The organism is Pauljensenia sp. UMB6358 (assembly GCF_030216865.1).
In the GTDB taxonomy this organism is placed as follows: Bacteria; Actinomycetota; Actinomycetes; order Actinomycetales; family Actinomycetaceae; genus Pauljensenia; species Pauljensenia turicensis_A.
Window position 1 is genome coordinate 49,255 of the sequence record NZ_JASOMS010000003.1, and the last position, 13,397, is coordinate 62,651.

9 protein-coding genes are annotated in these 13,397 nt (G+C 57.5%); 2 read left to right on the forward strand and 7 right to left on the reverse strand.

Features of this window, described 5'->3' with window-relative positions; all coding sequences use genetic code 11:
* Window positions 1–220: 220 nt before the first annotated feature.
* The 4 genes from QP381_RS03095 to glpA all read right to left on the reverse strand — a co-directional run bounded on the left by QP381_RS03095 (window position 221) and on the right by glpA (window position 5,480).
* The gene (locus tag QP381_RS03095; RefSeq protein ID WP_285067783.1) at window positions 221–1,072 is read right to left on the reverse strand and encodes a DUF4349 domain-containing protein; all 852 of its coding nucleotides are present in this window, start codon (window positions 1,070–1,072) and stop codon (window positions 221–223) included.
* A gap of 279 nt (window positions 1,073–1,351) precedes the next feature.
* On the reverse strand, window positions 1,352–2,590 hold the full coding sequence (locus QP381_RS03100) for an anaerobic glycerol-3-phosphate dehydrogenase subunit C (protein WP_103633642.1): 1,239 nt from the start codon (window positions 2,588–2,590) through the stop codon (window positions 1,352–1,354).
* Window positions 2,591–2,601: 11 nt separating this feature from the next.
* Window positions 2,602–3,852, reverse strand: coding sequence for a glycerol-3-phosphate dehydrogenase subunit GlpB (glpB, locus tag QP381_RS03105; RefSeq protein ID WP_103633604.1), 1,251 nt, complete (start codon window positions 3,850–3,852; stop codon window positions 2,602–2,604).
* Window positions 3,849–5,480 (reverse strand): anaerobic glycerol-3-phosphate dehydrogenase subunit GlpA, encoded by a 1,632-nt coding sequence (gene glpA / locus QP381_RS03110; RefSeq protein WP_285067863.1) that lies wholly within the window; start codon window positions 5,478–5,480, stop codon window positions 3,849–3,851. The genes glpB and glpA overlap by 4 nt, the downstream gene beginning before the upstream one ends.
* A gap of 327 nt (window positions 5,481–5,807) precedes the next feature.
* Between glpA and QP381_RS03115 the strand changes: the two genes are divergently transcribed.
* Both QP381_RS03115 and pepN read left to right on the forward strand, forming a co-directional pair.
* Window positions 5,808–7,859 (forward strand): M13 family metallopeptidase, encoded by a 2,052-nt coding sequence (locus QP381_RS03115; protein WP_219585793.1) that lies wholly within the window; start codon window positions 5,808–5,810, stop codon window positions 7,857–7,859.
* A gap of 182 nt (window positions 7,860–8,041) precedes the next feature.
* Window positions 8,042–10,597 carry an aminopeptidase N gene (pepN, locus tag QP381_RS03120; protein WP_219585792.1) on the forward strand — a complete coding sequence of 852 codons (2,556 nt, stop codon included), beginning with the start codon at window positions 8,042–8,044 and terminating at the stop codon, window positions 10,595–10,597.
* A 114-nt stretch (window positions 10,598–10,711) separates the two neighbouring features.
* Here pepN and QP381_RS03125 read toward each other — a convergent pair whose 3' ends face one another.
* From QP381_RS03125 to QP381_RS03135, 3 genes are all read right to left on the reverse strand, one after another.
* The gene (locus QP381_RS03125) at window positions 10,712–10,915 is read right to left on the reverse strand and encodes a PRD domain-containing protein (protein WP_219811058.1); all 204 of its coding nucleotides are present in this window, start codon (window positions 10,913–10,915) and stop codon (window positions 10,712–10,714) included.
* Window positions 10,916–10,980: 65 nt separating this feature from the next.
* Entirely contained in the window at window positions 10,981–11,805 is an 825-nt protein-coding gene (locus QP381_RS03130) for a Sir2 family NAD-dependent protein deacetylase (RefSeq protein WP_103633601.1), read from the reverse strand.
* Window positions 11,806–11,946: 141 nt separating this feature from the next.
* Window positions 11,947–13,272, reverse strand: a complete 1,326-nt coding sequence (locus QP381_RS03135; protein ID WP_103633600.1) for an MFS transporter — start codon at window positions 13,270–13,272, stop codon at window positions 11,947–11,949.
* Between the last annotated feature and the right edge of the window lie 125 nt (window positions 13,273–13,397).

Here is a 13,397-nt window from a genome sequence, read left to right on the forward strand (position 1 = left end):
CTGTAACGGGCTCACCCGTTCGGTTCTACTGTGGGCGCACTGCGAGCGCGCCCGGTTCTTCCGAAAACTCCCCGGTGATACCCCGCGCCGTGTAGCGCAGGCCGGATCAACGTTGGTGTTTATCGTAGCTGAAATTACGACTGAGAGCCGAGCCAGCCCACGTGGCTTGTCCCTCACATCCCTCCGGCGAGAGTTCAACATCAGCGGTTAGTCTGCCCGGTCACATGTTGCGTGCGACCAGCGTATTCGTTGCCTGAGCAACGGGATCCCCCTGAGCCTCGGGCTCAGTTTCCGTAGACATGGTAGGCGTTGCCTCCCCTCGCGCGCGCCGGCGAGCCCTTCTACGGCGATATAGCCACACGAAAAATAGCGTGATCGGAATAATCACGATAAGCCACGGGACGAACATGATCAGTCCATACACAAGTCCTGCGATTCCCTGAGAGAACGCCTGCCAGGATTCTTCCCATGCCGAGCTTGAGGGAACCGGAGTGATCGCTGTCGAATGGAAAGAAACCTCAAGAGTTGAATACGACACTTGGTCGGAATACCAGGCGCGCTGCGCTTTCAGACTGTCGAGTTCTTCCTGACGACTTGTGAGTTCGCGTTCTGCTTCCAAGAGATCCGATGTAGTCTCTGCCTGATCGATCAAAGTGGTAAGGCGGGCGATGGATGCTTTCAACGCTGTGATGCGAGCGTCAAGGTCAGCGACTTCAGCCCCCGCATCGGCAGTATCAGTCGATTGATCAGTGACCTTCCCCAATTCTGCAAGCTTCTGACGAGTTTCTTCGAAGCTATTTGCTGGGATCTTGAATGTTGCGTTGCCCCACGGTGAATCCGATTCTCCCTTCAGGGAAGAATGAGCAACTGAGCCACCCGCTTCAGTGACGATAGTGGAGGCATGAGCTAACGCTTCAGCGGGATCAGCAACATCGAGGCTCATATTACCGGTGACGATCACTTGAGCTTCAACCGTTGTTCCTTGCGATTCTCTGTTCGAGTCATACGAAGAGTCAGAGTCTGAGTTACTCGCCTCGCTCGAAGAGGTGCCATACTCGTAATTCTGACCCACGGGCGCCCCACTGGAGTCAGAACTCATCGTTGAGCTTGCGCAACCGGCTAAAAGCAGACTTGTTATCGCTACAAGGGCGGTGGCGACTAATGGCTTTCGCGTTGTCTGCGAGGATCGGACAAAACGGGGGGCATGACTCCTCCTTAGCGTCGTGTGGTCTTTCATCGTATCGTCGCTACGAAGAAACGGTGCCGTATCTGAAGGAAATTAAGCCCTGATTGCAGTGAGGCGGTGCGAACCACGTGGGTTCGCACCGCCTCACTCGCCTGTATTCAACGTTCAGCTATGCAAGCCGTACGCCTTGTGGATCAGCCAGATCGGGTGAACAACGTTCGCACCCGTTGCGGTGCGCAACTGCCAACGGCACGTTTCCGTGTCGCACGCGGCCAGTTCAACGTTGACCTGCTTGATGAAGTCGAAGACAGGCTTTCCGACTGCCTGGGCAATGTCGTACTTTTCCTTTTTCATGCCGTAGGTACCAGCAATACCGCAACAAGGCTGGTTCGATTCCTTGACCTTCACACCGGGGATCAGTTCCATCAGTTCGACAGCCGGAAGGCCGAGACCCTGAGACTTCAGCTGGCATGGTGCGTGGTAAGGGATGGTGATGTCCATCGGCTGGAAGTTCAGATCCAACTCGCCCTTTTCGTGCAGGTGCATGAGGAATTCGCAAATGTCCCACATACGCGAGCCCACGTCCTTCAGCTCCGGAGTATCCATCTCGAGGATCTCGTTTGCCTCATGGCGGAGCATGCCCGCGCACGAACCGGAAGCGGAGATAATCGGCGCGTTGCGGTTGGCCTTGCGCAGATCGTTTGTCAGCTTCGAGACGTACTTGCGGGACTCGTCGTACAGGCCGTTCGACTGCAATGCCAAACCACAGCAACCGTGTGGCGGAACCAGAACCTCGTACCCGAGGTACTCGAGAACCTGGACCGAGTGGATCGACGTTTCGACCTCGAAGTACTGGCCTGCGCAACCGTGGAAGAAGATGACCTGGCCCTTGCGGCCAGAACCTTCCAGCGGCGTGTGCTTCTTGAACCAGCCTTCGAAGGTGCGACCGGCAGCCTTCGGCATCGGTGCGCTGCGGTGAACGCCGATGACTTTTTCCATGGCAATACGGATCGGCTTAACATCGAGCGCCCAGTTCGCGATCGGAGCAACCGGGGTCATGACGGTACCGATGAAACCGGTACGACCAATCAGGTGATCGCGAAGCGGAATGCCCTTTTCCTTCTTCATGTCGGTGCGAGCGTGGTGGATCATCTCGGTGACCTTCACGCCCTGCGGACAGACCAGCGTGCAAGTGCCGCACGACGAGCAGTAATCGATCGACGAATCGACGATCTGCCCTGCCTTGCGGTAGCGCTCTGCCTGCGGGCCGGAGTACTTCGGGCCCGGGAACAGATCGGTCACGCGCATGACCGGACACTGGGTTTCACAGATCGTGCACTTGACGCAGGAGTCGAGGGTGGAGCGCAGACCGAAGTCTTCGTCGGTCAGGGACAGTACGTTCATTTCTTCGATGGTCACTTCAGGCTCCCAAGGATCGAATCGGCGGCGCGGAGTGCGGAGGCAAGGGCAATGCCTTCACCTGACTTTTCGCGCCAACGGGTTGCGCCAGCCAGGTTTCCGCCGGCTGCGTAAACGTTGGTGTAGACGGGCTTCTTGGCTGCGTCCAGCGGGTGCATCTCATCGTCAACGTCAAGGCCGGCGAGGAAGATCGGCTGGTCGCTACCCCAGAAGTCACCGTGGAGAAGCTGGCCCTCAGCGCCGAGAACCGGCAGGCCGAGGATCGTTTCGGTGACCTTCCCGTAGGAATCCATATCGAGTGCGCCGGATTCGAAACCGCCACCAGCGAGGATGACATTCTTCGTTTCGATGCGCGTCGAGTGACCGGCGGTCCCGATCGTCACGGCGGTGACATTCTGGCCGTCAGTTTCGATGCCCTTCACGGCAGACCCGAGAATGAAGCGCGCTTCAGCCTTCACTAAAGCGGTCAGGACCTGGTTCATACGCATACCGGGGATTGATGGCGGTTGCATCGGGATCTCGAAGACCTTGTGTCCGAGCTGGTCAGCAATGTCTTTCCAGGCGTTCAGGTCATCGAGACCAAGCACGGCGGGAAGGCCGATGATTTCACCTTCGCGAACGTGAGGCTTGATGGCCTCAACCAGCTTGGTGCGCTTCTCGACTCGATCCAATGTGCGCGCATGGTTCGTACCGGTCGTATCGGCCTCGTCTGCACGCATCTCGACGTCGACGATCAACGAACGCGCCTTGATCGGTTCACCATTCGGTGTGGTCTGGCGCGAGAGGTTTTCGGCAGCGAGGGTCGGGTAGAAATCCTTCAGTCGACGCAGACCGACGATCAGGTACGAGGCTCCGTCTGCAGGAATACCCGCTTCCATCGAGGGCTGGTACAGGCTCGTCGGACGGAGCGCACCGATCGCGGTCGGAAGCACAACGTTCTTTTCGGGATCGCCAACCAAAAGGTCAGGACCCAGGACATCCTTCAACCAGTTCGCGCTGTGAGCAATGAACTCGGGAGTGAAGTGCGTGTACGGGTGCGTCGGACGCGAGGAAATGTGCTCGGAGATCTGAGCGATCGGAGCATCCACGCGAGACTCGGAGTATCCGAGAATATCGACGGTGCCCTGGCCAAGCTGCAAACCGCCAAGCCCCTTCGTTACAACCGTGACCGAAGCGCCACCGCGAGCAAGATAAAGAGCTGCGGTAAGACCGGCAAGGCCAGCGCCAATAACAACGGCGTCTCTCATCGGGCGTCCTCCTTATTCTCGGAAGCTGATGCAGGAAAGACAAATTCCTCGCCAGGCTCGCCTTGCGCCATCGGCAGGTGCTCGACATCGAGCATGCCTTCATGAATCCAGTTATCAAGCGCTGCCTGACGTAGCTGCTTGCCGTAGGTGATCGGCCATAGACCAATCCAACGGTTCTTCAAGAAGGTCTTGAACAGTTCGTTTGCCTTCTCGGAATCGATATCTCCACGTTCGTGAGCGATACCGGTTGCACGCTGGGAGCAGAAGCCACCCTGGCAGGGGCCCATGCCGAGGCGAACCTGACGACGAACGTCATCAAGCTGACCGCCCGGCAAAGCATCCATTGTGTCTTCGAGCATCTTGCGGGTGACCAGTTCGCATTCGCAGATGATCTGATCGTGGCTGGGGGCCACGTTCTTGTGCTCGATGTCGTGTAGGCGGTGGCCGATGGTGTAGAGCTTCGGCGATGCGGTCGGGACTGCTTCACCGGCGGTCTTGCACTCGCGTTTCTCGCCCATTTCTTCACACATGATGTCGACGATGCGCTCTGCCATCAGACGGTAGGTCGTGAGCTTGCCACCGGCGATGGTAAGCATGCCGTAGACGCCGTCACGCGAATTATGGTCGATGACCGACATGCCACGAGCCATGTGGCGCGTGTCGGTTGCTGCAACACGCGAATCCTTGACCAGCGGTCGGGCACCTGCCCACGCGTGAACCGCGCGAGCCTTGCGGAAGCCGGGAACCATTGCTTCGCCAGCATCGAACATCTGCTGAACCTGATCGGCGGGGATCGTCAGCTTGTCCGGGTCGTCTGCCTTGAGGTCCGTCGTGCCGATGATGCACACCGGGTGGTCAGGAACGATGATGTCGCCGTCGGCTGGCCAGATGCAGCGGTTGAGCACCGTCTGGGTCAGGCGGAAGTTCATTGCAATCATGATGCCGGCGCCGGGGACGACGTCAACGCCGTGACAGTCAGCCATCGCGGCAATCTGACCGGCCCAGGGGCCACCACAGTTCAAAACGAACTGACATTCGATGCGAGTGTCTTCGCCGGTGCGAACGTTGTGGACGATGACTGCGCTGATGCGGTCACCTTCGCGTTCGATCTTTGTGACCTTGTTGTAGGTCATCACCTGTGCGCCGTAAGCCTCTGCGGAACGGATTGCGCCCCAGACCATCTGCCAGCCGTCGACGGAGCCGTCGAGGACCTCGAATGCACGCTTGAGCTTGGGGTCAAGACGAGGCTCACGCTTCAGTGCCTCGGCGACGCTGATTTCCTGTGCCGGCACTTTTGCCGCGGCAGCGCGCTCGAGGAATTTATCTGCGTATTCTTCGTCGTCTTGCGAGGTAACCACGAACAGGCCACCGGTTGCTTCAACTGCGTTTGAGTTGATGCGCTTAACGATTTCGTTTTCTTCTGCACACTCGGTTGCTGACTCGGGGTCGGACGCGATGTAGCGTCCACCAGAGTGGAGCAGTCCATGGAAGCGGCCAGAGGTACCTTGTGCGATGTCGAATCGTTCAACGAGGACGGTTCTAAACCCTCGCATTGCAACGTCACGGACGACACCGGCTCCGGTGGAACCACCGCCAATGACGACAACGTCAGTGTTGATCGTCTTCACCATTCGTTCCCTTCACATTTTCGCTTCGGGCTTGCACACAGCTAGCCCCTTCGCCTCTTCAATAGTGCCTTGCCTCCCCTCATTTGATTGCATTGTTCAACCCCTATGCACAAATGTTCACAACTTAGGCGTACCTCATTTTCCATTCGTAGAGAAACGCCGGAAACCTGCGCTTTTCAGGTGTGAAATGACAGATTTTCACATAACGAATGATTCGGAATTCGCACTCGGATCTGCCAGGAAAGAGCTGGGGGGGCACATGGCCCCTCCGACCACTCCCCTGTTTTCGCAAAGCGATATCTACATGCTCTGCCATACAGTTAGCGCATGAGCGAAAAGATTCTGGCGCGAGTCCTAGAAACCGCAAACATCGATTCCAACGTCCGTGCGCAGGACGATTTTTATCGTCACGTCAATGGACACTGGATTGCAACGCATGAAATCCCCGCTGACCGGCCGATCGACGGCGCTTTCCACGCGTTGCGTGATCTTTCCGAAGAACGTGGTCGGGATATTTGCAACGATGCTCTTGCCGGCACTCTTGATGACACGGACGCCACTCTTATTGCTACCCTCTGGGGTGCATTTATGGATGAAAACGCGATTGAGGAAGCAGGCATTACTCCCCTGTTTCCCTTCTTCGAGGCCATCGATCACGTAACTACGCGCGAAGAACTTGATGAATTGACTGGCACGTTGATGGCCGGTGGCGCCGATTCTTTCTTTGGGGCCTACAGCGGTACGCATCCGCATAATTCCGATGCGCGCATTATGACCTTTGTCCAAGGCGGAATAGGTCTTCCGGACGAGGCCTACTATCGCGAAGATTCATATGCACCCATCCGCGATGCCTACGTTTCTCACCTCGAGAAACTCGCATCGTTGGCCGGTATTGGTGAAAACTCTGCCCGGGTTGCGCGCCTGATTATGGATCTCGAAACGCGTTTTGCTTCGCATCACCGCAGTGCCGTGGATAACCGCAATCCCCTCCTGTCTGATAACCAGATGACGTGGCGCGAATTTGTTGCCAGTGCGCCTGGGTTCAATTGGGATGCGTGGGCGCGCGGCCTGGGTTGGCAGATCGGGGACGAGGCCCAGATCAGCGTGTCTCAACCCGATTTCTTTGCCGGATCGGCGCAGATTTGGGGCCAGACTCCGATCGAGGATCTGAAGATCTGGTCAAAGCTCTCCGTACTGGATGCGCGGATCGGTCTGCTTTCTTCGGAGTTTGTCGAAGAAAACTTTGATTTCTATGGCCGTACCTTGTCAGGCACACAGGAACTGCGACCTCGTTGGAAGCGTGCACTCGGCCTCGTTGAATCTGTTGCCGGCGAATCGCTGGGGCGCATCTGGGTGTCACGACACTTCCCGCCAGAGTCCAAGGAACGCATGGATCAGTTGGTCGAAGGGCTATTGAATGCCTACGGCGAAGCAATCACTACATGTGACTGGATGGGCGAAGAGACAAAGAAGCGGGCGCTTGAAAAGCTCGCAACCTTCCGCCCGAAGATTGGGTATCCACCGAAGTGGCGCGACATGTCGGGGCTCGTCATTGAACAGGGTGATTCTCTGGTTGACGCCGTGACAAAGGCCTACCAGTTCGAGACCACGCGAGAACTACGTAAGCTCGATGAGCCAGTCGACCGCGACGAGTGGCTGATGACTCCTCAGACGGTGAACGCTTATTACCACCCTGCGATGAATGAAATCGTCTTCCCTGCCGCGATCTTGCAACCACCGTTCTTCGATCCCGAAGCTGACGATGCAGTGAACTTTGGTGCAATCGGCGCAGTTATCGGACACGAGATCGGGCACGGCTTCGATGACCAGGGCTCACGGTATGACGCTCAGGGCAACCTTGAAAACTGGTGGAGTGACACCGACCGCGAGCTCTTCGAGCAGATCACGAGCAAACTGGTCGAACAGTACGACACACTCACTCCCCTAGATTTGGCTCAACTTGCGGTCTATGATCTGGATGCCGGCGAAGATACGCAGGTGGAAGAAGAGTCTTCACCTGTTCCAACGGTGAATGGTGCACTGACCCTGGGCGAGAATATTGGCGACCTTGCTGGTCTGACGATTGCATGGAATGCGTGGGTTGCCACGTTGAGTGAACAAGGCTTAACTATTGATTCTGCCCCGGTGATTGATGGTCTGAGCGGAGCCCAACGCTTCTTCTACGCGTGGGCACGAGCGTGGCGAACCGCGTCACGCCCAGAGTTTGCTCTGCAGATGCTGGCGATCGATCCTCACTCGCCCGCAGAGTTTAGATGCAATCAGATTGCACGCAATATGGATCAGTTCCACGAGGCCTTCGATGTCTGTCAGGGCGATCACATGTGGCTTGATCCCTCACAGCGTGTTCACATCTGGTAAAACTCCGCTTCATTTCTACCGTGGCGAACAGCCATCGGTCTGGGACTATTCCCCGTTCACGACTGATCACTCTGGCGGGTCATGCTTGCTTTTTCATTGTCAAATGTGCGTCAAAGGTCGTTCAGTGAAAAGATAGGATCAAGTATTTCTTTGTTTACGTTCCTCTGAATTGAAAGGGCATCATGCCGGGATTGAACCTTACCCGCGAAGAAGCAGCGACACGCGCGGAGATCCTGTCCGTTCACCACTACGACATCACGCTGGATCTGACGCGTGGCGCCACTGATTTTGGTTCCACGACGCGCATCGAGTTCGATGCGACCGCCGGCGCCTCGACCTTCGCTGACTTAGTTTCAAACAACGTCCGTTCGATTCGTCTGAATGGTCAGGAAATCCCCACCGAGGCTCACACTGACCACCGCATCGCGCTGGACGATTTGGCTAAGCACAACGTTCTTGAAGTTGAAGCTGACTGCCAGTACATGCACACCGGCGAAGGCCTGCACCGTTTCACCGATCCGGCTGACGGCGAAGACTACTGCTACTCCCAGTTTGAGGTTCCGGATGCTCGCCGCGTCTACACGACCTTCGAGCAGCCTGATCTGAAGGCAACCTTCACTCTGACCGTCAGCGCTCCCGCTGGCTGGCTGGTGTTCTCGAATGCTCCGACTCCTAAGCCCGAGGTTGATGGCACGACGTGGATCTACCGTTTCGCTGAAACTGAAAAGATGTCGACGTACATCACCGCGATTATTGCTGGCCCGTACAAAGGCGTTACCGATTCACTGGTGTCCTCTGACGGTCGCACAATTGATCTGGGCGTGTACTCTCGCGCGTCGCTGGTCGAGCACCTCGACACTGATCGCATCATTGACACGACCCGCAAGGGCTTCGCTTTCTTCGAGAAGCAGTACGGCATCGCCTACCCCTTCACGAAGTACGATCAGATCTTCGTTCCTGAATACAACGCTGGCGCAATGGAGAACGCGGGCTGCGTGACCTTCCGCGATTCCTACGTGTTCCGTACTCGCCCGACTGCTGCTCAGCTTGAGACCCGAGCCAACACGATTCTTCACGAGCTCGCCCACATGTGGTTCGGCGACCTGGTGACGATGAAATGGTGGAACGACCTCTGGCTGAACGAATCCTTCGCTGAGTTCATGAGCCACCTGGCTCTCACTGAGGGCACCGAGTTCACCGATGCATGGACAGGCTTCATGCTCCGCAAGGACTGGGGCTTGAAGCAGGATCAGCTGCCCACGACTCATCCGATTAAAGCTGAAATCCGTGACCTCGCGGACGTTGAGGTGAACTTCGATGGTATTACCTACGCAAAAGGTGCATCCGTTCTGCGTCAGCTGGTGTCCTACGTTGGCCGCGAAGGATTCTTCACCGGTCTGCACGAATACCTGACCGCTCATTCCTACGCGAACGCGACGCTCACCGACCTTCTGGGTGAACTCGAGAAGGCTTCAGGCCGTGACCTCAAGGCATGGTCGAAGGTCTGGCTGGAAGAAGCAGGCGTGACCCTGCTCCGCCCCGAAATCAACGTCGACGACAACGGCACAATCTCCGAACTCGCTGTTGTGCAGGAATCCTTCTCTGAAGGTTCCTCGTTGCGCCCGCACCGCATGGCCGTCGCCGGTTACTCGGCCACTGAAGATGGTTCTTTGAAGCAGGTCTTCCGGCAAGAGCTCGATGTTGACGGCGCACGCACCGTTGTTCCTGCTGCCTCTGGCCTTGCTCGTCCCCAGCTGATTCTGCTGAACGACGGTGACCTGGCATACGCGAAGATCCGCATGGACGCCGAGTCCCTCGAGTTCGCAACAAAGAACATTGCGTCGATCACCGATTCGCTGACCCGTGGCGTCATCATGGCGTCCGCATGGGATATGACCCGCGATGGTGAGATGTCGGCACGCTCCTACTTGGATCTTGCTCTTGCGGCGATCCCGGGTGAGACGAATATGTCGATGCTCCAGCTGACGATCCGTCACATCGAAGAAGCAGTTCGTACCTTTGTTGCTCCGGCCGAGCGTCAGGCTGCCCTCGAAAAAGTTGGTGGCGCACTTCTGGACCTTGCTGTTGCAGCTGCTCCGGCATCAGACGAACAAAACATACTGATCCGCGCAGCCGCTCACGGTGCTACCACCGCCGAGCAAGGCGAGCAACTCCGAGCAATCTTCGCAGGTGAAAAGGTTCTTGAAGGCCTCGATCTTGACCTTGATTGCCGTTGGGTACTGCTGATCGCACTGGTTCGCCTGGGTCTTGCCGGCGAAGCAGAGATCGTGGCTCTCGAAGCTGAAGATGGCACGATGACCGGCCACCAGAACGCAGCATGTGCTCGCGCAGCCGTGGAAGACGCAACCGTCAAGCGCAACGTCTTCGACGCGGTCATGACGGATCTGTCGATCCCGAATGACACTCGCTGGGCTATGGTTTCCGGCTTCTGGACGCAGGCTCGCACAAACCCGGCTCTGTACACTCAGTTCGTTGCCGACTACTTCAACCTGATCGAACGCGTGTGGGCAGAGAATACATTCCACACTGCTGAGGACATCGCGATCCTCATGTTCCCGACCGACATTGCTGGCTACGCCGAAGGCGTGGACATCGTCGCTGCCGGGCAAGAGTGGATCGCGTCGCACACCGAGGTGTCCGCTGCTCTGGTTCGCATCATCCGCGAGCGCGTTGACGTTGCTCGCCGCCAGATTGAAGCTCAGAAGGCTGACGTCTGATTCAGGTCTCTAAGCTGAAGGAAGGGGCCCCGAACCGTTACGGTTCGGGGCCCCTTCCACTCTGCACCTCGTGATGACTAGCGCAGAATACGTCGCCTCAGCTTCGTAGCATCGTCACTGAGCCGGAGTCGGCATCGACAAGCGTGCACAATGAAGTGTCAGGTACGCGATCTCATCGGTCGACAAAGAAGAACCGAGTCTCAGCTCGACCAGTGCTGCGATTGTCTTCGCACACGTGTTTTCTTTCGGATATGAGTCAACGATTGATTGAACGACTGCACGCATGTGGTGCTCGAGAGAACGAGCAGCTACCTTCACCCTGTCACACCTGAGATGTTCTTCAACCGCGCACAACGTGGGCAACCTGCCACGCCTCGATATGTTCAGCCGGCGAGCGCACTAGCAATCTGAGGTAGTACCTCAGACGTGCCTGCCTCAATCCGAACGTCGGCGAAGCGATCCACGGCTGTCACTCCCCTATTCACTACGATCAGGGCAGCACCTGCACGCATGGCCTCGTGAACAACCCACAAGCCGGTGGAGACGGCGAGTGACGTGCCCGCGACCAACACAACATTGCACGACGCGGCCATATCGAGGGATGGACCGAACGCGGACTCGGGCAGCCCTTCGCCGAACATGACGATGGACGGCTTCAGCATTCCGCCACAGCGTTCACAGTACACGGGAGTGAACGTGCAGACTTCGGCTAAGTCGCGACGGGCATCGGGGGTGATATCGACGTGCGCGGGATCGGTTTCTTCGACGAGGTCCGGATTCAACGCACGCAACCGCACGGACAATGCTGCGCGGGGCGTGACGGATCCACAGCTCAGGCATTCAACCGTGTCGTAACGTCCGTGGAGCTCCCAGACGTTACGCGTTCCAGCGCGCGCGTCCAGCCGGTCGACGTTCTGCGTGGAGACGCCCAGCAGATGTCCGGATGCTTCCATCGTGGCAAGCGCCCGATGCCCATCGTTGGGCTGGCAGTTTTCGAGGATTTTCCACGTCGCTTCATTGCGATACCAGAGCCAGCGATACCACACGGGGTCGGACGTAAACATGTCGACATCAACTGGGGTTGTAGGGGTTGAGCCGGTGCCTCGATAATCCGGCAGGGACGAGTCGGTGGACATTCCCGCGCCAGTCACCGCCAGAATTCGACCACCGCGCGCAATGTCGATTGCTTCTTCGACGCTTCCTTGCATCGTCATTCCTCCCCGCGAACACTTTTCTCCGTTGTACCACCATCAGGAGTGGCATGTTGGTGCGTTATGAGATTGGGCGGATGCAAATGCCAGCCACTTTTGCGTCATTCGGCCACCGTTCAGGTACGAGGCCGCCTGCTCTTACACTTCGTCGTCAACGAATACGGGAGCGGATGCTCGCATGCCAATGATGCCCATCAAGAGAGCCATGATCGTCAGGAAGATCAGAACAGGAGTAGTCGAATCGGTTGCTTGAAGCACCATGCCAACAATGATCGGACCGAATGCTGCGACAATATATGCGCCAGGCTGAGTCATACCCGACAGGCGCGCGGTCATCGATGCAGTGCGAGCGCGCGCAGGGATCAGAGTGACGCAGAGCGGGAACATGAAGCCGCCGATCGACAGCAGCGTCACCCACAGCCAGGGAGAGAAGGTTGGAGCAAGCAAGAGGCCGAGATAACCGGAAGCAGTCAGCACCCCGAAGAGCAGAGAGACAAGAGGCAAGTTCTTCACCGAGTCAACGATCTTCGGCATAATCAAGCCACCAACAAGTGTCCACAGGTTGATGGCTGCGACCATCGCAGCTGCGCTTGTTCGGTCGACTCCCACCATTGTGAGAATCGTTGGAAGCTGACCAAATTGAACATAGGCATTCAAAGATTGAAGGCCAAACGCGACCATCAACGCCACGGCGGTTGGTGACGTCATCAGGCTCCGCCTGTTGGTAGCTGAGGGCGATGACGACTGGGGGGCCTCGTCCCCTGTCAGCAGCGTAGAAGACTCAGGTACGGGCCCAGAAGAGTGAGCGAGTGGCGGAGTGTCTCGACCGACACTCTTCCAGACGAGAAGCCAGACGAACACTGCCAACAGTGCACACGGTGCCCAGATGAACAGCGCGGTTCGCCAGCCGGATGAATCAGGCCCCCCAATCGGCGCGCTGAGGAAGGAACCCGCCGCGCCACCCAGCGGGAGAACGCTACCGTAGACCGTCAGAAGCAGAACCGTGCGACCAGCTTTGTGCAGTTTGATCCACGCTGGCACGATGACATTAGCGACGGCGGGACCAGCAAGTCCAGCAACACTGAGCAGGAGGAACGCCCAGTAGTTCGACACGAGGGGACGCACACCCAAGCCGATGGTTGTCACGGCCATTGCGACGGTTACGACGCACGTCAGTCCGAAGCGCTTTGACAGTGGAACTGCCAGTACGCCAATGAGAGCAAAGACAATACACGGCAACGCGGAGAGCAGACCAACCGCCATCGCTCCCACTCCAAAAGTGGATTGGACACCAGTCAGGACAGGCCCGAGCGATGTTGCTCCGACGCGCATCGAGGGTGAGATCGTGAGGACAGCAACCAGCGCCATCACGGTCGACAGTGTGGAAACGCGCCGTGGCTTCACACCAGTCGACGAAGATACGCCTTCGGGTCTGGCGGTCATGTCGCGCTCAGAAGAACTCATACATCCAGGGTCGCATTGTGCGTTGTGGGCGCGCAAACTTGCCCGCGATTGCTTGGTCACAGTCGCACCCTTAAAGTTCAGCGTGCGCACAATCAGGTCACGCCTGCACCCGCACTGTCCGTTTG

What these genes read in the sequence shown, in the direction of transcription:
- QP381_RS03115 (WP_219585793.1), top strand. Translation starts at nt 5,808, where the DNA reads ATGAGCGAAAAGATTCTGGCGCGAGTCCTAGAAACCGCAAACATCGAT.
- QP381_RS03135 (WP_103633600.1), bottom strand. Translation starts at nt 13,272, where the DNA reads ATGAGTTCTTCTGAGCGCGACATGACCGCCAGACCCGAAGGCGTATCT.
- glpB (WP_103633604.1), bottom strand. Translation starts at nt 3,852, where the DNA reads ATGAGAGACGCCGTTGTTATTGGCGCTGGCCTTGCCGGTCTTACCGCA.
- pepN (WP_219585792.1), top strand. Translation starts at nt 8,042, where the DNA reads ATGCCGGGATTGAACCTTACCCGCGAAGAAGCAGCGACACGCGCGGAG.
- QP381_RS03130 (WP_103633601.1), bottom strand. Translation starts at nt 11,805, where the DNA reads ATGCAAGGAAGCGTCGAAGAAGCAATCGACATTGCGCGCGGTGGTCGA.
- QP381_RS03100 (WP_103633642.1), bottom strand. Translation starts at nt 2,590, where the DNA reads ATGAACGTACTGTCCCTGACCGACGAAGACTTCGGTCTGCGCTCCACC.